19 protein-coding genes are annotated in these 23,233 nt (G+C 73.7%); 14 read left to right on the forward strand and 5 right to left on the reverse strand.

Going from position 1 to position 23,233, the window contains the following annotated elements; genetic code table 11:
* On the forward strand, window positions 1–755 hold a 755-nt coding region (locus ICW40_RS02520), incomplete at its 5' end, for an alpha/beta fold hydrolase (RefSeq protein WP_221652259.1).
* Window positions 756–964: 209 nt separating this feature from the next.
* A complete protein-coding gene (locus ICW40_RS02525; RefSeq protein ID WP_221652260.1) occupies window positions 965–3,067 on the forward strand; it encodes a DUF222 domain-containing protein in 2,103 nt (700 codons plus the stop codon).
* A 407-nt stretch (window positions 3,068–3,474) separates the two neighbouring features.
* Here the strand turns inward: ICW40_RS02525 and ICW40_RS02530 are convergent, their stop codons facing one another.
* The 3 genes from ICW40_RS02530 to ICW40_RS02540 are packed head-to-tail and all read right to left on the reverse strand — an operon-like array spanning window position 3,475 to window position 8,149.
* On the reverse strand, window positions 3,475–5,571 hold the full coding sequence (locus ICW40_RS02530) for a beta-galactosidase (RefSeq protein WP_221652261.1): 2,097 nt from the start codon (window positions 5,569–5,571) through the stop codon (window positions 3,475–3,477).
* Window positions 5,568–6,935 carry an MFS transporter gene (locus tag ICW40_RS02535; protein WP_221652262.1) on the reverse strand — a complete coding sequence of 456 codons (1,368 nt, stop codon included), beginning with the start codon at window positions 6,933–6,935 and terminating at the stop codon, window positions 5,568–5,570. The genes ICW40_RS02530 and ICW40_RS02535 overlap by 4 nt, the downstream gene beginning before the upstream one ends.
* A 2-nt stretch (window positions 6,936–6,937) precedes the next feature.
* Window positions 6,938–8,149 (reverse strand): alpha-hydroxy acid oxidase, encoded by a 1,212-nt coding sequence (locus tag ICW40_RS02540; RefSeq protein ID WP_221652263.1) that lies wholly within the window; start codon window positions 8,147–8,149, stop codon window positions 6,938–6,940.
* A gap of 171 nt (window positions 8,150–8,320) precedes the next feature.
* On the opposite strand from ICW40_RS02540, the gene ICW40_RS02545 reads away from it, so the two are divergent.
* The 8 genes from ICW40_RS02545 to ICW40_RS02580 all read left to right on the forward strand — a co-directional run bounded on the left by ICW40_RS02545 (window position 8,321) and on the right by ICW40_RS02580 (window position 15,654).
* Complete coding sequence (locus tag ICW40_RS02545; protein ID WP_221652264.1) at window positions 8,321–9,646, forward strand: ABC transporter substrate-binding protein; 1,326 nt, start codon at window positions 8,321–8,323, stop codon at window positions 9,644–9,646.
* Window positions 9,647–9,761: 115 nt separating this feature from the next.
* On the forward strand, window positions 9,762–10,718 hold the full coding sequence (locus tag ICW40_RS02550; protein ID WP_221652265.1) for a carbohydrate ABC transporter permease: 957 nt from the start codon (window positions 9,762–9,764) through the stop codon (window positions 10,716–10,718).
* Between the two features lie 32 nt (window positions 10,719–10,750).
* Window positions 10,751–11,641, forward strand: a complete 891-nt coding sequence (locus ICW40_RS02555) for a carbohydrate ABC transporter permease (protein WP_221652276.1) — start codon at window positions 10,751–10,753, stop codon at window positions 11,639–11,641.
* A gap of 35 nt (window positions 11,642–11,676) precedes the next feature.
* On the forward strand, window positions 11,677–12,306 hold the full coding sequence (locus tag ICW40_RS02560; protein ID WP_221652266.1) for a hypothetical protein: 630 nt from the start codon (window positions 11,677–11,679) through the stop codon (window positions 12,304–12,306).
* An 81-nt stretch (window positions 12,307–12,387) separates the two neighbouring features.
* Entirely contained in the window at window positions 12,388–13,548 is a 1,161-nt protein-coding gene (locus ICW40_RS02565) for a Gfo/Idh/MocA family protein (RefSeq protein WP_221652267.1), read from the forward strand.
* On the forward strand, window positions 13,545–14,510 hold the full coding sequence (locus ICW40_RS02570) for a DUF6807 domain-containing protein (RefSeq protein WP_221652268.1): 966 nt from the start codon (window positions 13,545–13,547) through the stop codon (window positions 14,508–14,510). The genes ICW40_RS02565 and ICW40_RS02570 overlap by 4 nt, the downstream gene beginning before the upstream one ends.
* Before the next feature lie 8 nt (window positions 14,511–14,518).
* Window positions 14,519–15,322, forward strand: coding sequence for a cupin domain-containing protein (locus ICW40_RS02575; protein WP_221652269.1), 804 nt, complete (start codon window positions 14,519–14,521; stop codon window positions 15,320–15,322).
* 191 nt (window positions 15,323–15,513) lie between these two features.
* Window positions 15,514–15,654 carry a hypothetical protein gene (locus ICW40_RS02580; protein ID WP_221652270.1) on the forward strand — a complete coding sequence of 47 codons (141 nt, stop codon included), beginning with the start codon at window positions 15,514–15,516 and terminating at the stop codon, window positions 15,652–15,654.
* A 116-nt stretch (window positions 15,655–15,770) separates the two neighbouring features.
* Here the strand turns inward: ICW40_RS02580 and ICW40_RS02585 are convergent, their stop codons facing one another.
* The gene (locus ICW40_RS02585) at window positions 15,771–16,985 is read right to left on the reverse strand and encodes a PP2C family protein-serine/threonine phosphatase (RefSeq protein ID WP_308121588.1); all 1,215 of its coding nucleotides are present in this window, start codon (window positions 16,983–16,985) and stop codon (window positions 15,771–15,773) included.
* A gap of 54 nt (window positions 16,986–17,039) precedes the next feature.
* Complete coding sequence (locus tag ICW40_RS02590; protein ID WP_221652271.1) at window positions 17,040–18,098, reverse strand: LacI family DNA-binding transcriptional regulator; 1,059 nt, start codon at window positions 18,096–18,098, stop codon at window positions 17,040–17,042.
* A 114-nt stretch (window positions 18,099–18,212) separates the two neighbouring features.
* On the opposite strand from ICW40_RS02590, the gene ICW40_RS02595 reads away from it, so the two are divergent.
* The 4 genes from ICW40_RS02595 to ICW40_RS02610 all read left to right on the forward strand — a co-directional run.
* Window positions 18,213–18,554: an L-rhamnose mutarotase gene (locus tag ICW40_RS02595; RefSeq protein ID WP_221652272.1), complete on the forward strand. Its 342-nt coding sequence runs from the start codon at window positions 18,213–18,215 to the stop codon at window positions 18,552–18,554.
* 202 nt (window positions 18,555–18,756) lie between these two features.
* Entirely contained in the window at window positions 18,757–19,953 is a 1,197-nt protein-coding gene (gene rhaI, locus ICW40_RS02600; protein ID WP_221652273.1) for an L-rhamnose isomerase, read from the forward strand.
* 6 nt (window positions 19,954–19,959) lie between these two features.
* Window positions 19,960–22,041 (forward strand): bifunctional aldolase/short-chain dehydrogenase, encoded by a 2,082-nt coding sequence (locus ICW40_RS02605; protein ID WP_221652274.1) that lies wholly within the window; start codon window positions 19,960–19,962, stop codon window positions 22,039–22,041.
* Between the two features lie 4 nt (window positions 22,042–22,045).
* Window positions 22,046–23,233, forward strand: a 1,188-nt coding sequence (locus ICW40_RS02610; protein ID WP_221652275.1) for a rhamnulokinase, incomplete at its 3' end; no start/stop codon positions are given.

The following is a 23,233-nucleotide window of genomic DNA, read 5'->3' on the forward strand; positions in this document are numbered from 1 at the left end:
TGGCGCTCCACGGCGTCACCGACTCCGGCGCGTGCTGGGAGCCGGTGCTCGCCGGCTGGGCCGCGGAGCGCGCCGGGCTCACCGTGGACGCGCGCGGGCACGGCGGGACGCCGCTGCCGGCCGACGGCCGTCTGGCCATCTCGGCCGTCGCGCGCGACGTGGCCGCCGCGGTGCGCGAGGTGGTGCGCGACGTCGTCGGGCCGCGCGTGGTCGCCGTCGGGCACTCGATGGGCGGCCTGGTGGCCGAGGAGCTCGCGCTCGCGGACCCTGGGCTCGTGGCTGGGCTCGTCCTCGAGGACCCGGCGTGGAACCGCGGTCGCGACCTCGACGCCGCCGGTGTGCCCACCTGGCTGCCTCCGTTCGTGGCGTCGTTCGCGGGAGCGACGCAGGAGCAGCTCGAGGCACGATCGCGGAGGGAGAACGCCGGCTGGCCCGACGCCGAGCACGCACCGTGGGCGGCGTCGAAGCGGCAGGTGGACCCGCGCCTCGGCGAAGGTCCGCACGAGTGGGACGAGCGCGACTGGGTACCTGCGCTGGCCGAGGTCCAGGTCCCGGTCCTGCTCGTGACGGGCGACGTCGACCGCGGGGCGATCGTCGACGACCGGCTGCTCGAGGGAGCGCGCGCGGCCCTCGGTGACCGGCTGACGCACGTCGCGGTCCCGTCTGCCGGTCACAGCGTCCGCCGCGAGGCCCCGGCCGCGTTCCTCGAGGCGGTCGACGCGTTCCTGCGGCAGGTGGATCGCGCCGCGGGCTGAGCGCTGGAGCACGCCGGCTCTTTTCGAGGATCACCGGCTGGCCGGCAAGCGTGCGTCTCCCGAGCGTGCGCTCGGTCGTTCGACCCAGGTGCCGGGGAAGTGGGCGCCTGGAGCGGTCGTCATAGGCGGCTCGGGAGGGCGCCGGCGCCTCATCCACAGCGGCTGCCGGACTCGTCCCCGTGTCAGTGGTCTCGTCTAGATTCATACACGTGTTCGACGACCAGGCTGGCGGCGTAGCGGGTGAGTCCCGTGCTCACGTCGACGCTGCGCTCTTCGAGGTCGAGTCCTTCACGTGGTCGTCCCTCAGCCGGGCCCTCAGCGGTGACCCTGCGACCGGTTCTGCGCCGCGAGACGGTGGGCGCCCCGCCGCCTCGCACGATGCCGAGGGTCCGGCCAGCCCGGAGGAGGACGCCTCCGACGACGTGCAGGGCGTCGCGCTGCCCGATCGCGTGCCCGGGCCCGACCTCGTGGCGCTGCTGGAGGCGCTCGACGTCGACCACCTCGACGACTACGACCTCGTGGAGGTGGTCGCCGCCTGGCGCCGCGTCGGCGCGTGGGCCGCAGCCCGTGCCGCTCGCGCCGCTGCCGCACTGGCCGCGCGCGAGTCGATGAACCCGCCATGGCCGGCGGCGGCCGGGGTCGTCGCCGAGCCCGACGTCGCCGGCGACGAGCTGGCGCTCCGCCTCGCATGCTCGCGGACGGCGGCCCGGTCGCTCGTGCGCGGGGGCCTCGCGTTCGAGGGCGCGCTGTGGCCGACGGGTGAGGCGCTCGAGGCGGGCCGGATCGACGAGGGCAAGGCGGACGTCCTCGTCCGGGCGCTCGCCGACGTCCCGGAGGAGCTCGCATGGCAGGTGCAGGGTGCGGTGCTGCCGCACGCCGACCGCCGCACACGGCGTCAGCTGGCCGCCGACGTCGAACGTGCTCTCATCGCCATCGACCCGGAGACCGCGGACGCCCGGGCGCAGGAGGCGGTCGCCGGCCGTCGCGTCTCGCGCCTGCAGCTGCGGCCCGACGGCATGGTCGCGCTGTGGGCCGTGCTGCCCGCACCCGCCGGCCTGGCGCTCCACAGCCGGCTCGAGGCGGTGGCGCGACGGGTCCGGCAGGCCGGCGACGGTCGCACCGTGGAGCAGCTCAGGGCCGACATCCTCTGCGCGGCGGTCCTCAACCCGATCGCCCCGTGCCCGGACCACCCAGCACAGGCCCAGGCCCAGCCCGCCGCACGACGGTCGGGCCGCGACGCGGGTCCAGGTCCGACCGCGACCTCGGGCGGGCACGGCTCGCGTCGGAGCGCCGACGCCGATCGCGATCCGCCGATGTCCGCAGAGGGCGGTGGAGCGGACGCCACCGACGACCGAGCTCCACTCCCCAACGACCTCAGGCCTCTCCTCGACTGGATCGCCGGGACGCCGCTCCGGACCGAGCTCCGGGTCACCGTGCCGATCGACACGCTGCTGACCGAGACGCAGCCACCCGCATCCGCGCATGCCGCGGCAGCACTGCCGGAGGCGCACCCGCGCACAGATCAGGCGCGAGCCGGCACGGCGTCGCCCACGGAGACCCCCGACGGGCTCGTCGCGCTCGCGGACGGCGCGGACCGGCCGGTCGAGGTCCTGCGCCCACCTCCCGACCTGGTCGGGTACGGGGCGATCGCTCCGGTCACCGCCCGAGCTCTGGCCCGCGACGGGACCTGGAGGCGGCTGGTCACGGACCCGCTGTCGGGCGCGCTCCTCGACGTCGGCCGCACGAGATACCGACCACCCGCCGACCTCGACGAGTTCATCCGGCTGCGCGACGACGCCTGCGTGCGCCCGGGCTGCTCGGTGCCCGCGACATCGTGCGACCTCGACCACACCGTCCCGTACGGCGATCCCGACGCGCCTGGACCACACGCGCCCAGGTCGAGCGCACCGGGATCGCCCGCGCCCGGCTCCGACGCGCCTGAATCTGACGCGCCTGGGTCCGACGCGTCTGGGTCCGACGCGGCCGGATCGGCTCGCGCGGGATCAGATGCCGTCCCGTCGGCGCCGGGGACCACATCGCACGACAACCTCGCGCCGCTGTGCCGCACCGACCACCGGCTCAAGACCCACGCGGGCTTCAGGCTCACACAGGTGGCGCCCGGCGTCTTCGAGTGGTTGACGCCGACCGGCCACCGGTACGCGCACAGCTCGCGCGGGCCGGCCGAACCGGTCGTCCCGGACGGGCAGCCGCTGGATGAGGCGTCGGAGGACGGTCAGCTTCCACGGCCGCGCCCGTGCGGCGACGAGCCGCCACCGAGCGGCCGCTCGCCGGACACCAGCCCTCCGTTCTGAGGCCCGGCGTCGCGAGTCCGCGACGTCGGGATGCTCGACGACAGAACCGGCGACGTGCTAACCCGTGACGTGCGAACCCGCGACCTGCCAGTCCGCGACGTGCGAACCCGTGACGTGCGAACCCGTGACGTGCGAAGCCGTGACGTGCGAAGCCGTGACGTGCGAAGCCGTGACCTGCGAACCCGTGACGTGCGAACCCGTGACGTGCCAGTCCGCGACCTGCGAACCCGCGACGTGCGAACCCGCGACGTGCGAACCCGCGACGTGCGGACCCGCGACGTGCGAACCCGCGACGTGCGGACCCGCGACGTGCGAACCCCCGACGTGCGAACCCGCGACGTGCGAGTCCGCGACGTCAAGACATGGAAGACGTCGCCCGGCCCGGCCCGGCCCGGCCCGGCCCGTGCTCAGCGTGCCGGTGCGGTCTCCTGGACGACGGCGACGCCGAACGCGGGCACGGTGACCTCGGTGTCGGCGGCGGCTCCGGTGAGGAGGTCAACCCCCTCGGCCGCGACGGCGACGTCGGCGTCGGTGTGGTTGATGACGAAGAGGAACGACGCGGCCGACCCGTCGCTCGCCGCCTCGCCGCGCCGCCGCACGACCTCGACCCCGGCCGGTACCGCAGGCACGACGGGCAGCACGCCGGCCTCGCCGAGGAGCTCGTCGACGAGGCGTGACGCCCCGAGCTCGTCGAGGCGCGTGCCGACGTACCAGGCCGTCCCCGCACTGACCTCGCGCCGCGTCACCGCGGGCCACCCGGTCAGCGGGCCGGACGCGTAGCGGCGCACGGCCTCCGCGCCCGCGAGGTGCGTCTGCTCGGTCCACAGGTCCGCCGTCGCGCCGTCGTCGACCACCACGTGCTCGCCGTCCTGCAGCGCCCAGATCTCCTCGGTGCGCACGCCGAGCAGCTCGCGGAACGCCCCGGGGTACCCGCCGGCGCGGACGTGGTCGTTCTCGTCCGCGATCCCGCTGCAGTACGTCACGAGCACGGTCGCGCCGGCCTCCGCGGCCGCGGACACCCGCGCGGCGTCGTCGTCCGACACGAGGTAGAGCGTCGGCACGACGACGAGCCGGTACGCGGACAGGTCCGCACCCGGCCGCACGAGGTCGACCGTGATGCCCCGGTGCCACAGCTGCCGGTACCAGGCGAGCACCTCGTTCGGGTAGCGCAGGGCCTGCGTCGGGTGCGAGTCGAGCTCGGCGCCCCACCAGGCCTCGTAGTCGAAGACGATGGCGGCGTCGGCGTGCACGCGGGACCCACGCACGGGCGCGAGGGCCCGCAGCGCCTCACCGAGCGCGACCGTGTTCCGCCACACCTGGGTGTCGGTCCCGGCGTGCGGCAGCATCGCCGAGTGGAACTTCTCCGCACCGGCGACGGACTGCCGCCACTGGAAGAACATGACCGCGTCGGCCCCGCGCGCGACGTGCGCGAGCGAGTTCCGCAGCATCTCGCCCGGTCCCTTGGCGCGGTTGCGCGGCTGCCAGTTCACGGCCGACGTCGAGTGCTCCATGAGGATCCACGGCGCCCCGCCCGCGACCCCGCGCGTGAGGTCCGCGCTGAAGGCGAGCTCGACGTGGCCCTCCGGGTCGTGCGCGCGCAGGTAGTGGTCGTTCGCCACGACGTCGAGGTCGGCCGACCACGAGAAGTAGTCCATCCACTTCGTGCCGGTGGACACCATGAGGTTCGTCGTCGTCGGCACGTGCGGCGTCACCTCTCGCAGCACGTCGCGCAGCGCGCGGTAGTGCGTGAGCAGCTCGTCCGAGGAGTACCGCGCGAAGTCGAGCTGCTGCGTCGGGTTGGCGAACGTCGGCGCGGTGCGCGGCGGCAGCACCTCGTCGAACGAGTCGTAGCGCTGCGACCAGAACGCCGTCCCCCAGGCTGCGTTGAGCGCGTCGACCGTGCCGTAGCGCGCCTCGAGCCAGCGGCGGAAGGCCGCGGCGGCGTCGTCGCTGAAGTCGTGCGGCACGTGGCAGCCGAGCTCGTTGTCCACGTGCCACAGCGCGAGCGCCGGGTGCTGCCCGTACCGCTCCGCCATCCTCCGGGTCATGCGCAGCGCGTACTCGCGCAGCACGGGCGACGACACCCGGTACGCCTGGCGCCCGCCCTGGTGGAGCACGGTGCCGTCGGCCAGCTCGGGCAGGATCTCGGGGTGGTAGCGGGTCAGCCACGGCGGCGGGGAGGCGGTCGCGGTGGCGAGCGCGACGCGGATCCCCGCGCCGTGCAGGCGGTCGAGCACGTCGTCGAGCCACTCCCAGTCGTACTCGCCCTCGCGCGGCTCGAGCATCGCCCACGAGAAGATCGCCACGCTGACGAGGTTGACCCCCGCCTCGCGCATGAGCTCGACGTCCTCGACCCGCGTCGCGAGCGGCCACTGCTCGGGGTTGTAGTCGCCGCCGTAGGCGAGGCCCTCGACCCCGACGGGCCAGCGCGGCCAGGAGCCCGCAGGCGCCGGCTGGGTGGTCGCTGCCGCGGTCGGCTGCGCTGCGGGTGCGTGCTCGGTCATGGTGACGTTCCTTCCGTGCCGGCGGATGTGCCGGCGGTCGAGGTGGTCGCGGAGCGGGTGCTGAGTGCCGGGGACGACGACGTCACGGCGGTCTGAGCAGTCGGGGCGGTCTGAGCAGTCGGGGCGGTCGGAGCGGTCGGCGCGGCCACGGCCCGCGCGCGGCGGCGGTGCAGCACGAGCGCGAGCCCGACGCCGGCCGTCGCGACCAGTGCGAGGCAGCCGGTGACGACGAGGCCCTGGCGCACGCCGAGGTGCTCGGTCAGCCAGCCCTGGAGCAGCCCGCCGCCGGCGTGCCCGCCGAGCAGGACGGGGGTGTAGATCGCGAGCACGCGCCCGCGGACCGTCGGGGTCGTGGCGAGCTGGACCCAGGTGATCGCGCTCGACAGGAACAGGAGCGTCGCGAACCCGGTCACGCCGACCATGACGAGGAACGTCACGTGCGTCGGCATCACGGCGGTCACCGTCTCCGCCGCCCCGAACGCGCCGGCCGCCAGCACGACGTGCCGCACGCGCAGCCGGGCGAGCCGGGCGGTCACCACGGCGCCGACCAGCGCGCCGAGCGCCGCGACGGAGCTGTAGAGCCCGAACCCGCGCGCACCCGTGCCCCACTCCGCCTCGGCGAACGCCGTGAGGACCACGGGGCCGTTGAGCCCGAGGGCGCCCATGAGCCCGGCGAGCACCACGATCGCGAGCAGGTGCGCCCGCGCCGCGACGTACCGGAAGCCCTCGGCCAGCTGACCGCGCGCCCGTCCGACGGTCGGCACGCGCTGCAGCATCGCCGGCCGGATGGCCAGCACGAGGAGCACGACGGCGACGCAGACGACGGCGTTGAGCCCGAACGACCAGCCCTGCCCGACCTCGGCGATGAGCGCGCCCGCCACGGCCGGCCCGACGAGCCCGCCGGCCTGGTTGAGCGCGTTGGTGACGCTGATCGCCGTCTTGAGGTGGGCGTCGCCGACGACCTCGTTGACGAGCACCTGACGCGCGGGCATCTCGACGGCGCCGACGAGCCCGAGCAGCACCGCGGCCACGTAGAGGTGCCACACCTGCACGACGTCGGTCAGGGTGACCGCGGCCAGCCCGGCGGCCAGCACGGCTTGCGCCCCCTGGGCGAGCAGGACGAGTCGCCGCTTGTCGTGCCGGTCCGCGACGAGCCCGCCGAGCGGCCCGACGACGAGCAGCGGCAGGAACTGCAGCGCGACCAGCACGCCGACGGCCGCCGAGCTCCCGGTCAGCTCGAGCACCAGCCAGTCCGTGGCCATGCGCAGCATCCACACGCCCACGCTGCCGAGCAGCTGGGCGGACGCGTGGAGGCGGAACGCCGGCAGGCGCAGGAGAGACGGGGCCGGCGGGTGTGCTGCCACCCCTAGGGCAGCCGGACGTGCTGTGCGCCGAGCTCCTCGACGCGCGAGACGCCGAGCAGCGCCATGGTGCGTCGGACCTCACGGGTCAGGATGGCGGCCGCGCGGTCCACCCCGCGCTCGCCGCCGGCCATGAGGCCGTAGAGGTAGGCGCGTCCGACCAGGGTCGCGTCGGCCCCGAGCGCGAGCGCCGCGACGACGTCGGCCCCGCTCATGATCCCGGTGTCGACCCACACCTCGGACCGGCCCTCGACCGCCTCGGCGACGTCGGGCACGAGCCTCAGCGGCACGGGCGCGCGGTCGAGCTGCCGCCCGCCGTGGTTCGACAGCACGATCGCGTCGGCGCCCGCCTCGGCGACGCGGCGCGCGTCCTCGACGGTCTGGATGCCCTTGATGATGAGCGGGCCGTCCCAGCTGGCGCGCAGCCACTCGAGGTCCGCGAACGTCATGGTCGGGTCGAACAGCTTGTCGAGGAGCTCCCCGACCGTGCCGTCCCACGTCGACAGCGACGCGAAGGTGAGCGGCTCGGTGGTGAGGAGGTTGACCCACCACGCGGGGTGCGTCGCGGCGTCGAGCACCGTCTTGAGCGTCAGCGCGGGCGGGATCGAGAAGCCGTTCCGCACGTCGCGCAGGCGCGCACCGGCGACGGGCACGTCGACCGTCAGCATCAGGGCCTCGTAGCCGGCGGCCTTGGCCCGCGCCATGAGGTCCTCGCCCGCCGAGCGGTCCTTCCACACGTAGAGCTGGAACCACCTGCGCGCCTCGGGCGAGGCCGCGGCGACGTCCTCGATCGACGTCGTGCCCATGGTCGAGAGCGCGTAGGGGATGCCCCGCCGCCCGGCGACGCGCACGACGGCGCGCTCACCTTCGTGGTGCATCATCCGCGTGAAGCCCGTGGGCGCGAACGCGAACGGCACGGCCGCGGGCCGGCCGAGCATCGACGTCGTCGTGTCGACCGCGGACACGTCGTGCAGGATCGACGGCCGCAGCTCGAGGTCCCGGAACAGCGACCGGGCGCGACGCAGGCTGATCTCGGCGTCGGCGGCGCCGTCGGTGTAGTCGAAGACCGACCGCGGTGTGCGGCGCCGCGCGGCCCGGCGGAGGTCGGCGATCGAGAGCGCCTGCTCGAGGCGGCGCTCGGTCGGGTCCAGCTGCAGCGGCTTGGCCCGCAGGAGGGGCTTGAGCTCGGACCACCGCGGGATCTGGCGCTGCGTCATCGTGGCTCCGTCGGCACGTAGGGACTGTCGGTCAGGACTGTCGCGGACTGTCGGTTGCGAGTTCGTCACGGTCCCAGACGGGGCTGGTGCGTGACGTGGGTCTCAGTCTATTGTAACGTTTCACAGGTAAGGAATGCGCTTTCCCCCCGCTGAGCAAGGAGGCTCATCACGATGAAGCGACACACCCTCAAGGCGGCCGGCGTCGCCGCCGCCGCGGCGCTCGCCCTCGCGGCCTGCTCGGGCGGGTCGGGCGAGGCCGACCCCGAGGAGACCACCGGTGGGGAGGGCGGCGACGACACCACGCCCGTCACCCTCAACTTCACCTGGTGGGGCAACGACGACCGGGCCGCCCGCTACGAGGAGGCGCTCGACCTCTTCGAGGAGCAGCACCCGAACATCACCGTGCAGACCGCCTTCGTCGACTTCCCGAACTACTGGACGCAGCGGTCCACCGAGGCGGCCGGACGCGCGCTCCCCGACGTGATGCAGTTCGACCTCTCCTACCTGCGTGAGTACACGGAGAACGGTCACCTGCTCGACCTGGCGCCGTACGTCGGCGAGCAGATCGACCTCTCCGGCTTCGACGAGTCGCTCGTCGAGTCCGGCGTGCTCGAGGACCAGCAGGTCGGCATCCCGACCAGCACCAACACCCTCGCGCTCTTCTACAACCCCAACCTGCTCGAGCAGACGGGCATCGAGCCGCCGGCCGAGGACTACACGTGGGAGGACTACAACGAGTTCCTCGCGTCGGTCACCGAGGCCGGTCAGACGACGGCCGAGGGTCAGCCGATCTTCGGCGGTGCCGACTACACGAACACCTTCTGGTTCTTCCTCCAGTGGCTGGTCCAGGAGGGCAAGACGCCCTTCAACGACGACGGCACGTTCGGCTTCGACGAGGACGACATGAAGGAGTTCCTCGGCATGGCCGAGGACCTGCGCGCGGACAAGGCGGTCTACCCCGTCGACCGCGGCATCCAGCTGCTCCCGCTCGGTGGGTTCACGGTCAACGAGTCGGCGTCCGAGTTCAGCTGGGACAACTTCCTCGCCGGCTACACGGCGGACTCGGGCACGGAGAACATCGAGATGCTCCCGGTGCCCACCGGCTCCGACGGCGAGAAGGCGATGTTCTTCAAGCCGTCGATGCTGCTCTCGGCCGGTGCGAACACCGAGCACCCCGAGCAGGCCGCGACGCTCATCAACTTCCTGCTCACCGACCCCGAGGTCGGCCGCATCTTCGGCACCTCGAAGGGCGTCCCCGCGGACGAGGAGCAGCGCGCCGCGATGGAGCTCGAGGAGGGCAGCGTCGACGCCCGCGTCGTCGCCTACGAGGAGGCCGTCGCCGACCACGTGACCGAGCCCGTCCCCGTCCCCGTCAAGGGCTTCGGCTCGATCGAGGCGGAGTACAAGCGCCTCGCCGAGGAGCTCGCCTACGGCACCGTCACGATCGACCAGTTCGTCGAGACCTGGTTCGCCGAGGCGCAGATGATGACCCAGTAGTGACCACCCGGCTGTGACTCTCCAGCCCTGCGGCTGACGCACCAGTCACCCCTGCACGCCGTCGGGCCGGGCGGCCACCACGTCGCCCGGCCCGACCCATATCGATCGGATCCCCATGGCCCTCATCGACGAGGCCACCCTCACCGGGCCTCGCTCGGCCGTCCGGCCGCCCGACCAGCGACGACGTCGCCGGCGCGCGGAGGCGGCGGCCGGCTACGCGTTCCTCTCGCCCTGGCTCCTCGGCTTCTTCGCGCTGACGGCCGGACCGATGCTCGCCTCGCTCTACCTGGCGTTCACGAACTACAACCTGTTCGCGTCGCCCGAGTGGGTCGGCCTCGACAACTTCACGATGCTGTTCTCCGACCCCCGGTTCATCCAGTCGGCGAAGGTCACGGGCATCTACGTGCTCGTCGGGACACCGGTGAAGCTCGTCGCCGCGCTCGCCGTCGCGATGCTGCTGAACAACCGGCGCCGCGGCCAGGGCCTGTACCGGTCCGTGTTCTACGCGCCGTCGCTCATCGGCGCGAGCGTCTCGATCGCCATCGTCTGGAAGGCGATGTTCATCGACCAGGGCATCGTCGACAAGATCGGCCAGTCGGTCGGCGTCAACTGGGGCGGCTGGGTCGGCAACCCCGACATGACGATGCCGATGTTCGTGCTGCTGACCGTGTGGCAGTTCGGTGCGCCGATGGTCATCTTCCTGGCCGGCCTCAAGCAGATCCCGGCCGAGCTCTACGAGGCCGCGTCGGTCGACGGCGCCGGGCCGGTCCGGAAGTTCTTCAAGATCACGCTGCCGATGCTCTCGCCGGTGCTGTTCTTCAACCTGCTGCTCGAGACCATCCACTCGTTCCAGATCTTCGCCTCGGCGTTCATCATCTCGGGCGGCACGGGTGGCCCCGCGGGCTCGACGCTCTTCTACACGCTCTACCTGTACCAGCGCGGCTTCCAGGACTTCCGGATGGGCTACGCGTCCGCGATGGCCTGGGTGCTCGTGGTGGTCGTCGGCATCATCACGCTGCTGTTCTTCCGCAGCTCGAAGTTCTGGGTCCACTACAGCGGGGAGGGAAAGTGACCACGAACCCGACCCTGCCCGCCACGACCGGCATGGCCGCCGTCGTGAGCGAGGAGGCGAGCCGCGCGCTGCGTCGCCGCAACCGGACGACGTCGCGCGTGACGTCCGTGCTGTTCCACGTGTTCGTGCTGGCCGTGAGCGCCGTCGTGCTCTACCCGGCGCTGTGGATGCTCGTCTCGTCGCTCAAGCCGACCTCGGAGATCGTCGGCAACACGAGCCTCGTCCCCGAGAACGCGTCGCTCGCGAACTTCGCGACCGCGCTCGACGGCATCGGCGGCGTCTCGTTCTGGACGTTCTTCTGGAACTCGATGCTGCTCGGGGTGCTGTCCGTCATCGGGATCGCGCTGTCCGCCTCGGTGAGCGCCTACGCGTTCGCGCGGATCGACTTCCCCGGCCGCTCGCTGTGGTTCGCGCTGATGATCGCGACGCTACTGCTGCCGTTCCACGTCGTGATCATCCCGCAGTACATCGTGTTCAACAACGTCGGCCTCGTGAACACCTACGTGCCGCTGCTCATCGGCAAGTTCCTCGCGGCCGAGGCGTTCTTCGTGTTCCTCATGGTGCAGTTCATGCGCAACCTGCCGCGGGAGCTCGACGAGGCGGCGCGCATCGACGGGGCGGGGCACGTGCGGATCTTCCGCTCGATCATGCTGCCGCTCATGAAGCCGGCGCTCGTGACGTCGTCGATCTTCGCCTTCATCTGGAGCTGGAACGACTTCTTCGGCCCGCTGCTCTACCTCAAGGACCCGGCGCTCTACTCGCTCCCGATCGCCCTGCGCCTCTTCGTCGACCAGACGTCGACGTCCGACTACGGCGCGCAGATGGCCATGGCCGTCCTCGCGCTCATCCCCGTGATGCTCTTCTTCCTCGTGTTCCAGCGGTACCTGGTCGAGGGCGTCGCGACCCAGGGGCTCAAGGGATGACGGCGGGATCCGCGGGCGTGGGCATGATGGGTCGCGTGGCGACCAGGGACCGGCGGGGGAAGGACAGGTCCGGGGGCAACCCGCGCCTCGAGCTGCTCGCGGAGATGCTGCTGGTCGGCGCCGTCGTCGCGCTCCTGAGCCTGCCGCTCGTCACCGCGGTCCCCGCCCTCGCGGCCGGCACGCGGCACGTGCGCCGGTCGGTCGACGGCTACGCGGACCCGATCCGGACCGTCGTCACGGACACCGGCCGCGCGCTGCGGCACTGGTGGCCGCTCGGCCTGGGCGTCCCTGCCCTCGCCCTGCTCATCGCGTACGACGTCTGGCTCGCGCGCACGGGCGCCCTCCCGGGCGGCACCGCGGTGCTGGTCGTCACGGCGGCGGTCGCGGTCGTGACGGTCGCCGTCGTGCTGCGCGCGTGCGGCCTGTGGGAGCCCGGGGTGCGACTCCGGCCCGCGCTGCGGGAGGCCGCGCGGCTGAGCGCCGCCGACCTGGGCGGCTCCGCGCTGCTCGTCTCCGCCGTCGCCGCCTGCGGCGTCCTCGTGTGGATGCTCATGCCGCTCGTGATCGTCGTCGGCGGCCTGCTCTCGCTCGCCGTGGTCGCCGTCGACCGCCGCTGGGCGGCGCGCACGGCCGAGCCGGCGGCCGAGACCGGCGAGGACGACTGAGCGCACGCGCACCTGACCGAGCGCACGCGCACCTGACCGACGCACGTCACCACGCACGCACGTCACCACGAAAGGACCGGTGTGGCAGACCTCCGCCGACACCTCATCATCGGGACCGGCGCGATCGCCGGCGCCCACGCGTCCGCCGTCGCGGCCTTCCCCGGCCGCAGCACGCTCGAGTTCGCCGTCGACCTCGACGCCGACCGCGCGCGCGACTTCGCGGGCCGCCACGGCATCGCGGCCTGGGGCACCGACCTCGCGGCGGCGCTCGACGGTCCCGACGGCCCGCCGGACGTCGCGCACATCTGCACCCCGCCCGGCTCGCACGTGCCGCTCGCGATCCAGTGCCTCGAGGCCGGGACGGCCGTGCTGCTCGAGAAGCCGCCGGCCCTGAGCCTCGCGGAGGTCGACCGGCTGCTCGCGGTGTCGGACGCGACGGGCACCCCGGTCTCCGTCGTCTTCCAGCACCGCTTCGGCGCGGGTGCGCACCGCGTGCGGCGGCTGCTCGGCAGCGAGGCACCCGAGGGCCTGGGCCGCGCGCTCGTCGCGACGTGCGAGACCCTCTGGTTCCGTCCCGACGCCTACTTCGAGGTGCCGTGGCGGGGGAAGTGGGAGGTCGAGGGCGGCGGTCCGACCATGGGCCACGGGATCCACCAGTTCGACCTGCTCCTCTCCCTGCTGGGCTCGTGGGACGAGGTCACGGCGCTCGCGGGGCACCTCGCGCGGCCGACGGCGACCGAGGACGTCTCGATGGCCGTCGTGCGGTTCGCGGACGGCGCGATGGCCAGCGTCGTCAACTCGCTGCTCTCGCCGCGCGAGACGTCGCTGATCCGGCTCGACACCGAGCGCGCGACCGTCGAGGTCGAGCACCTCTACGGGTACACCGACGAGCACTGGCGGATCACGGCCGCGCCCGGTCAGGACGCGGTCGCCGACGCGTGGCGTGCCGATGTCGACGAGACCGCGCGGACCGCGCCCGAGACGGTCGCGAGCGGGCACACCGCGCAGCTCTCGGCGATCCTCGACGCCCTGGACGCCGGCGAGGTCCCGCCCGTGAGCCTGCGCGACGCGCGCGAGACGCTCGAGCTCGTCGCGGCCATCTACGCCTCGGCGTTCACGGGCGGCGTCGTGCGTCGCGGCGAGATCGGGCCGGGGCACCCGTTCTACGAGCGCATGGAGGGCACGGGCGCGCCCTGGCGCACGACGGTCGCGGCGGCGACGCGCGTGGGCGGTGCGGCATGAGCCGGCCGTCGGGACGCTCGGACCTCACGCTGCGGCACGACGTCGGCTGGGCGGTCGACGTCGCCCACCGCGGGCGCCGGCTCCTCACGTACGTCTACGCGCCCGACGACGTGCAGCTCGAGTCGCCCCGGCCCTACCTGCACCCCGTGCGGACGCTGGGCGGCGAGCTCGTCACCGCGTTCCGGCCGTGGGACCACGTGTGGCACAAGGGCATCGCGTGGTCCCTGCCCAACCTCGGCGAGCACAACTTCTGGGGCGGCCCGACGTACGTCCGCGACGAGGGCTACCGCCAGCTCGACAACGACGGGTCCATGGACCACGAGCGCTTCACCGCGCTCGAGGCGGACGGCGACGGCGCGCGCATCGCGCACGAGCTCACGTGGCACACCCAGCCCGACGGGACCGCCGGTACCGCCGGTGCTGGGGCGGTCGGGCACGCGGTGGTGAGCGAGCGCCGCGAGCTGCGCGTGGTGGTCCCGGCCGACGACGCCTGGGTCCTCACGTTCGCGACGACGATGACGAACATCGGCGGCACGGACCTCGACATCGGCTCGCCGACCACGAACGGCCGGGAGAACGCCGGCTACGGCGGGCTGTTCTGGCGCGGGCCCCGCTCCTTCACGGGCGGCTCGATCCTCGCGCCGGGCGTCGTCGGCGGCGAGGAGGTGCGCGGCACGCGCGCGGAGTGGATGGGCTTCAGCGGTCGGCACGACGGCACGGGCACGGCCTCGTCGGTCGTCATGGTCGACGACGCCGCCAACCCGCAGCACCCGCCGCAGTGGTTCATGCGGACCGAGATGTTCGCGTGCGCCAACCCGGCGCCGTTCTTCAGCGAGGAGGTCGCGTTCCCGGCGGGCGGCGAGCTGAGCTTCCGCTACGCGGTCGTCATCGCCGACGGCGCCGCGGACGCCGATCGCGGCGAGCGGCTCGCGGCGCTCGGCCGGGCGGCGCTGGAGCGGTGACCGGGGCGATGGACGGTCCGGAGGAGCAGATCAGCGGTCCGGCGATCGGGACCAGCGCCGCCGGCGCGCCGGGCTTCCCCGGCGGCACGTCGCTGAGCCACCTGCGCGTGTACGACTGGCCGGCCGACGACGCCCCGGGCGGCAGCGGCACGCCGCACCTGCACACGACGTCGACCGAGGCGTACGTCGTGCTCGGCGGATCGGGCCGCGTCGAGACGCTCAGCGGCGCGGGCTACGCGCAGACGCCGCTCGCCGAGGGGGCCGTGGTGTGGTTCAGCCCCGGCACCGTGCACCGCCTCGTCAACGAGGGCGACCTCGAGATCCTCGTCGTCATGTCCAACGCCGGGCTGCCCGAGGCCGGGGACGCGGTGCTCACCTTCCCGCCCGACGTCCTGGCCGACGTCGACCGCTACCGGGCGGCGGCGGCGCTGCCGAGCGGGGACGACGACCCCGACCCCGACCGCGACCGCGATCCCGACCGCGACCCCGCCGGGGCCGCCGCGCTCGCGCGCCGCGACCTGGCGCTCGACGGCTACCGCGCCCTGCGCGACGCCGTGCTCACGGACGGTCCGGCCGCGATGGAGCCGCTCTGGACGGCGGCCTCCCGGCTCGTGGCCGACCGCGTCCCGGGCTGGCGCGGCGTCTGGGAGGCCTCGGTCCAGGCGGGCGCGGCGGCGACGTCGCGCGCGCTCACGGACCTCGCCACGGGCGCGGGACCGCACCTCGCGTCCGCGGCGGTCGCATCCGCGGCACCCCGGCCCGGACCCCGCCGCTACGGGATGTGCGGGCGGCTGCGCACCTGGCCGGTCTGACGCCGGTGCGACGGCCGATGTGTCGGCCGAGGTGACGGCCGCTCGGCAGACACCGCCCGGGCCGTGTGAAGCCCGCGTGAAGAGCCAGGTCGTGCCGCGTGTCGCGGGCCGCCCGCTGTGACCGACCAGGTGCGCGCGGGGGCCGGAACCGGCAAGATCGTCCCTGTCTGCACCACACACCGGAGGTCACCATGAGCCTTGCCGAGATCGCACGGCAGGCCCCGCAGGGTCCGCCCGAGCGCCGCGACGGCGGTCAGGCGGGCACGGCCGTCAGCCAGAGCCCGATCTACGACGAGGTGGTCGCCGAGCGCGGCGACCCGCGCTCGTCCTGATCGCGGCGCCTGTCTGACCGTCCGGGCGCCGTCGTCGCGCGAGGGGGCGCGACGACTCCAGCAGCACGCCGGGCACCCGCGCCCGGCAGATCGGTGCCCGCCACCGGGCACCCGCCTCACCTCGAGGCGTTCAGCGCGAGCTCCTCGCCGCCCGACCAGTGCGCGACCAGGATCGTCGCGTCGTCCTGCAGCACACCGCGCTGGTGCTCCATGACCGCATGCGTCACCCGCCGGAGCGTCTCGGGAGCCGGCAGCCCTGCCGCGGCGCCCCGCTCGAGCAGGTCGGTGAACCGGTCGAGGCCGAAGAAGGCGCCGTCGGCGCCGCGCGCCTCGGTGATCCCGTCGGTGTAGAACACGAGCACGTCGTCGCGCTCGAGGTGCTCCTCCGCGATCGTGGCCTCGCCCCGGCCCAGGCCGAAGACGATCTGCCGGCCGCCCGAGAGCTCCTTGGCGACCTTCCCGTGGCGCATGACGAGCGGGGCGGGGTGGCCGGCGTTGAGGTAGCGCAGGCGACCCGACCGCACCTCGAGCTCGGCGAGCACGCCCGTGATGAAGACCTCGTGCCGCCCCTGCTGCGCGACGACGTCGTCCACCGCGCGCGCGAGGTCGTAGAGCCCGCGCCCCTCCTTGCGCGCCGAACGCAGCGCCGCGAGCGCGGCGGCGGACAGGACGGTGCCGCGGAGGTCGTGCCCCGTCGCGTCGAGGATCGCGAGGTTCGCCGTGCGCCCGACGACGTCGAGGTCGTACGCGTCGGCCGCGACGCCGTACGCCGGCTCGAGGATGCCTGAGACCACGAGGCCCGGGCAGCCGAACGTGCGCGGGGGGAGCAGGGAGTGCAGGAGCTCCGAGGCGACGGTCCGGGGGCGCAGCAGCGTGAGCCGCTCCAGCCCGGTGCCGTACGGCGTCTTCGCCGCCACCAGGTGCCCCGTGAGGTGCGTGAGCAGGCGGTAGCGGTCCTCGACGTCGGGGTCGGAGAGGTTGGTGCTGGCGGGGACGGTGTAGTGCACGACGCCGAGGCGGTCGACCCCGTCGAGGAGGGGGAGCCAGATCCCCGTGCCGCCCGCCGTCCGCACCGGCTCGACGCGCTCGAACGCGCGCCCCGCGCTCGTGCCCTCGATCGACAGCGGCTCCGCCTGCGGCGTGCCGCGCACCGGGGCGTGGACCAGGACGCGCTGCTCCTGGTCGACGAGGTACATGGTCGCGTCCCAGCCGACCGACGCGGCGGCGAGCGCGAGCACGTGGGGGAGGTCGTCGGGCGTCGCGAGATGACCCGCGTCCAGGACGGTGCGCAGCGCCCTCAGGGTCGCGGCGTCGTCCTGGTCCTCGTCCACGCCCCCGACCCTAGGTGCGCCGGTCGCACGGTGCGCGCCGGTGTCCTGGGTCGGTCAGCGTCCGGCGCCCGAGGACGCGCGCACGACGAGCTCGGGCTGGAACACCACCTGCTCGGGCGCCGCGCCCGCACCCGTCGCGCGCAGCAGCAGGTCGGCGGCGACCGTGCCGAGGCGGTGGGTCGGCTGGCGGACCGACGTCAGCGGCGTCGTGAGCATCGACGCGAAGTTGACGTCGTCGTAGCCGACGACGGCGATGTCGCCGGGGATGTCGAGCCCGTGCACCCAGCGCAGCGTCCGCATCGCGCCGAGGGCGGTGAGGTCGTTGACGCAGAACAGGGCCGTCGGGCGGTCCGTGCGCTCGAGCAGCTCGGTCGCGCCGCGCTCGCCGGAGTCGGCGTTGAGCGACGGCACCGTGACCTCGACCAGGGCGCGGTCGGGGTCCAGGCCGGCGGCCGTCAGCGCGCGCACCACGCCCGCGCGGCGGTCCACGCACTGACGGATGCTCGCCGGGCCGTTGATGAAGGCGATGCGCTCGTGCCCGAGGCCGATGAGGTGCTCGATCGCCATCGCCGCGCCCGCGACGTCGTCGACCGCGACCGACGAGAGCTCGGGCGTGGGCGACTCGCGGTCGAGCAGCACGACCTCCAGGCCGCGCGCGTGCAGGTCGAGCAGGTGGTCGACGTCGGCCCCGGCCGGGGTGACGAGCACGCCGAGCACGCCGTGCTCCTCGAACAGGCGCAGGTAGCGGGCCTCGCGCGCCGGGTCCTCGTCGGAGCTCGCGAGCATGAGCGTGTGGTCGTCCTGGGCGAGCCGGTCCTCGATGCCGCGCGCCACCTCGGTGAAGAACGGGTTCGCGATGTCGAGCAGGATCGCGCCGACCGTCGTGATGGTGCCGGCGCGCAGCTGCCGCGCCGAGCCGTTGGGGACGAACGCGAGGTCCTCGATCGCCGCGAGGACCTTCTCGCGCGTCGCCGGCGAGACGCGCTCCGGACGGTTGAGCACGTTGGAGACGGTGCCGAGGGAGACCCCGGCCTGCTTCGCGACGTCGCCGATGCTCGCGCGGGCGGGGCCCCGGCGGCGGCGGGTCGCGGACGGGGGCGGGGTGCTGGCCATGGGTCCTCTCGGGGCTCGGGGCGCACGCGCGTGCCGGTTGCCCCGCGACGCCGCTGCCTCGTACGGTCATTGTGCCCGTGAAACGGTTCAACGGCGAACACCTCGGAGGAACCCATGGCCCGTGTCTGCTTCGTCTCGCGGATCCGCCCCGACCAGGTCGAGACCTACCGCCGCCGGCACGCCGAGGTGTGGCCCGAGATGCTCGAGGCGCTCCACGAGACGGGATGGCGCGACTACACGCTGCACCTGGCGCCGGACGGCCTGCTCGTGGGCGTGGTCGACGTCGACGACTTCGACGCCGCGCGGGACGCGATGGCGCTGCGCGAGGTCAACGCGCGGTGGCAGGCGGAGATGGCCGAGCTGTTCGGCAGCGACGGCCCGCCGGACCAGGGCTTCGTCACGCTCGAGACGGTCTTCGACCTCGACGCCCAGCGCGCAGCCGCGGGCCTGATCTGACCTGACCGCGCCCCGGCCGGCCCCAGCCCAACTCCGAGCACGGTTCTGGAACGGATGCCGCGCTCGAACCGCCGGATCGGTTCCAGAACCGCGCGTACGGTCGTCGGGTAAGCCCTTTCCAACTTCGGTGGTCGGGTGGTTGACCGGCGGCGCGGCACGCGGGTACCGTGCCTGAAACGTTTCATTCGGAAGGCAGGGAACAGTGAGCACCGGGACGACGACGTCATCGGCTGCCGGGCGACGGGCCGCGGCCCTCGCGGCACTCGCCGAGCAGACCATCGAGCTGCCGAGCTGGGCCTTCGGGAACTCGGGCACGCGGTTCAAGGTCTTCGCGCAGGCCGGGGTGCCGCGCGACCCGTTCGAGAAGATGGCCGACGCCGCGCAGGTGCACCGGTACACGGGCGCCGCGCCGCGCGTCTCGCTGCACATCCCGTGGGACAAGGTCGACGACTACGAGAAGCTCGCCGCCCACGCGGCGGACCTCGGCGTGAGCATCGGCGCGATCAACTCGAACCTCTTCCAGGACGACGACTACATGCTCGGGTCGCTCACGCACCCCGATGCACGTGTCCGCGCCAAGGCCGTCGCGCACCACGTCGAGTGCATCGACATCATGCGCGCCACGGGCTCGCGCGACCTGAAGATCTGGCTGCCGGACGGCCTCAACTACCCCGGTCAGGACGACCTGCGCGCCCGTCAGGACCGCCTCGCCGAGGGGCTGGCCCAGGTGTACGCGGCGCTCGACCCCGAGCACCGGATCATCCTCGAGTACAAGTTCTTCGAGCCCGCGTTCTACGCGACCGACGTCCCGGACTGGGGCACGTCTTTGCTGCACTGCCTCGCCCTGGGCGACCGCGCGATGGTCGTGCTCGACACCGGGCACCACGCACCGGGCACGAACATCGAGTTCATCGTCGCCCAGCTGCTGCGCGTGGGCCGGCTCGGCGCGTTCGACTTCAACAGCCGGTTCTACGCCGACGACGACCTCATGGTCGGTGCGGCCGACCCGTTCCAGCTGTTCCGGATCATGAACGAGATCATCGCGGCCGACGCGCTGCGCCCCGACTCGGGCGTCAACTTCATGCTCGACCAGTGCCACAACATCGAGCCGAAGATCCCGGCGCAGATCCGCTCCGTCATGAACGTCCAGGAGGCGACGGCCAAGGCGCTGCTCGTCGACCGCGAGGCGCTGCACGAGGCGCAGCAGTCCGGTGACGTGCTCGGCGCGAACGGCGCGCTCATGGACGCCTACAACACCGACGTGCGCCCGCTCCTGGCCGAGCTGCGCGAGAGCCGGGGGCTGGCCCCGGACCCGATGCGGGCCTACGCCGCCTCCGGGTACGCCGAGACGATCGTGGCCGAGCGCGTCGGTGGCGCGCAGGCCGGATGGGGAGCCTGAGCCCAGATGACCAGCACTGCGACCACCACGAACACCCCGGAGAGCGCGGCCGCCGAGCTGATCGCCCGGTCCAACCGCCTGGGCGCGGACCCCCGCAACACGAACTTCGCGGGCGGCAACACCTCGGCGAAGGGGACCGAGACCGACCCGGTCACGGGTCAGCCGGTCGAGCTGCTCTGGGTCAAGGGCTCGGGTGGCGACCTCGGCACGCTGCGCGAGGCCAACCTCGCCGTCCTGCGCCTCGACCGCCTCCGCGCGCTCACGGACGTCTACCCGGGCGTCGAGCGCGAGGACGAGATGGTCGCCGCGTTCGACTACTGCCTGCACGGCAAGGGCGGTGCGGCGCCGTCGATCGACACGGCCATGCACGGCCTCGTGGACGCGGCCCACGTCGACCACCTGCACCCCGACTCGGGCATCGCGCTCGCGACCGCGGCCGACGGCGAGGCGCTCACGCGCGAGTGCTTCGGCGACCGGGTCGTGTGGGTCCCGTGGCGCCGGCCCGGCTTCCAGCTCGGCCTCGACATCGCCGCGATCAAGGCATCGAACCCCCAGGCCATCGGGTGCGTCCTGGGCGGTCACGGCATCACGGCGTGGGGTGACACGTCCGACGAGGCCGAGCAGCGCTCGCTCGAGATCATCCGCACCGCCGAGGCCTTCATCGCCGAGCGCACCGAGGCGCTCGCGGCGCGGGGCGAGCACCCCTTCGGCGCCGTCGTCCCGGGCCGCGAGGCCCTCGGCGAGGCCGAGCGCCGAGCCCGCGCCGCGGCGCTCGCGCCGACGATCCGCGGCCTCGCGAGCGCGGACCGTCCGCAGGTCGGCCACTTCGACGACGCCGACGTCGTGCTCGACTTCCTGGCGCGCGAGAAGGCGCCCGCGCTCGCCGAGCTCGGCACGTCGTGCCCCGACCACTTCCTGCGGACCAAGGTCAAGCCGCTCGTCGTCGACCTGCCCGCCGACGCCCCGCTGGACGACGTCGTCGCGCGGCTCGGTGAGCTGCACGAGGCCTACCGCGCCGACTACGCGGGCTACTACGAGCGCAACGCGACGCCCGACAGCCCCGCGATGCGCGGCGCCGACCCGGCGATCGTGCTCGTGCCGGGCGTCGGCATGTTCTCGTTCGGCAAGGACAAGCAGACCGCGCGCGTCGCGGGCGAGTTCTACGTCAACGCGATCAACGTCATGCGCGGCGCGGAGGCGATCAGCACCTACGCGCCGATCGACGAGGCCGAGAAGTTCCGGATCGAGTACTGGGCGCTCGAGGAGGCGAAGCTCCAGCGGATGCCGAAGCCCAAGCCGCTCGCGACCCGCGTCGCGCTCGTGACGGGCGCCGGCTCGGGCATCGGGCGCGCGATCGCCGAGCGGCTCGCGGCCGAGGGTGCGTGCGTCGTCGTCGCGGACCTCAACCTCGAGGGCGCCGAGGAGGTCGCGGCCGGCATCGGCGGGCCCGACCGTGCCATCGCGGTGCGCGCCGACGTGACGTCGGAGGACGACGTCGCCGCGATGCTCCAGGCCGCCGCGCTCGCGTTCGGCGGCGTGGACCTCGTCGTCAACAACGCGGGCCTGTCCATCTCGAAGCCGCTGCTCGAGACCACCACGAAGGACTGGGACCTGCAGCACGACGTCATGGCGCGCGGCTCGTTCCTCGTCGCACGCGAGGCCGCGCGGGCGATGATCGCCCAGCGCATGGGCGGCGACATCGTCTACATCGCGTCGAAGAACTCGCTCTTCGCGGGGCCCAACAACATCGCGTACTCGGCTACCAAGGCGGACCAGGCCCACCAGGTGCGGCTGCTCGCGGCCGAGCTCGGCGAGCACGGGATCCGCGTCAACGGCGTGAACCCGGACGGCGTCGTGCGGGGGTCGGGCATCTTCGCGGGCGGCTGGGGCGCCAAGCGGGCCGCCGTCTACGGCGTGCCCGAGGAGGAGCTGGGCCAGTACTACGCCCAGCGCACGCTGCTCAAGCGCGAGGTGCTCCCCGAGCACGTCGCCGCGGCGGTGTTCGCCCTCACCGGCCCCGACCTCGTCCAGACCACGGGCCTGCACGTCCCGGTCGACTCGGGCGTCGCGGCCGCGTTCCTCCGGTGACGGCGTGAGCCGGGCCGTGTTCGCGGCCGTCGACCTCGGCGCGTCCAGCGGTCGGGTCATCGTCGGCGAGGTGCTCGGCGAGGCGGGCGGTCAGCGCGTCGAGCTCACCGAGGTGCACCGGTTCCCGAACCGGCCCGTGAGCGTGCGGCACCCCGCATCGCCGTCGGGTGAGCGCCTGCACTGGGACGTGCTCGCGCTGCACGCCGGCGTCCTCGACGGCCTGCGCGAGGCGGTGCGGCGGTTCGGCCGGCTCGCGGGCATCGGGATCGACGCGTGGGCCGTCGACCACGGCCTGCTCGACGCCGACGGCGCGCTGCTCGGCAACCCCGTGCACTACCGCGACGTGCGCACCGACGGTGTGCCCGAGCGCGTGTTCGCGACCGTCCCCGCCGAGGAGCTGTACGCGACCGCGGGGCTGCAGGTGCAGCCGTTCAACACGGTGTTCCAGCTCGTCGCGGCGGCGGGCTCGGCCCAGCTGACCGCGGCGCGGCGCCTCCTGCTGATCCCCGACCTCCTCGCGTCCTGGCTCACGGGCGAGGAGGGCGCCGAGGTGACCAACGCGTCGACCACGGGCCTGCTCGACGCGCGCACGCGCCGGTGGGCGACCGGCCTCGCGGAGCGGCTCGGCATCGACGCGTCGCTGCTGGCTCCCTTGCGCGAGCCCGGCACGGTGATCGGCACGGTGCGCGACGCGGTGCTGCGCGAGATCGGCCACGACGGCCCGGTGCCCGTGATCGCCGTCGGCTCGCACGACACCGCGTCCGCCGTCGCGGGCGTTCCGGCCGAGCGCGACGACTTCGCCTACGTCTCGTGCGGCACGTGGTCCCTCGTGGGCGTCGAGCTCGACGCGCCCGTGCTCACCGAGGCGAGCCGGCTCGCGAACTTCACCAACGAGCTCGGCGTGGACGGGACGGTCCGGTACCTGCGCAACGTCATGGGGCTGTGGGTGCTCCAGGAGTCGCTGCGCACCTGGGCGGCCGCGGGGCACGACGTCGACCTGCCCGCCCTCCTCGCGGAGGCCGAGGCGCTGCCCGCGCTCACGACCGTGGTCGACGTCGACGACGCGGCCTTCCTCCCGCCCGGGGACATGCCCGCGCGGGTCGCGGCGGCCGCGCGAGCGACGGGCCAGCCCGTGCCGCGCACGCACGCCGAGGTGGTGCGGTGCGTCGTCGACTCGCTCGCGGTCGCGCAC

This window comes from Actinotalea ferrariae, from assembly GCF_019733465.1.
Lineage (GTDB): Bacteria > Actinomycetota > Actinomycetes > Actinomycetales > Cellulomonadaceae > Actinotalea > Actinotalea ferrariae_A.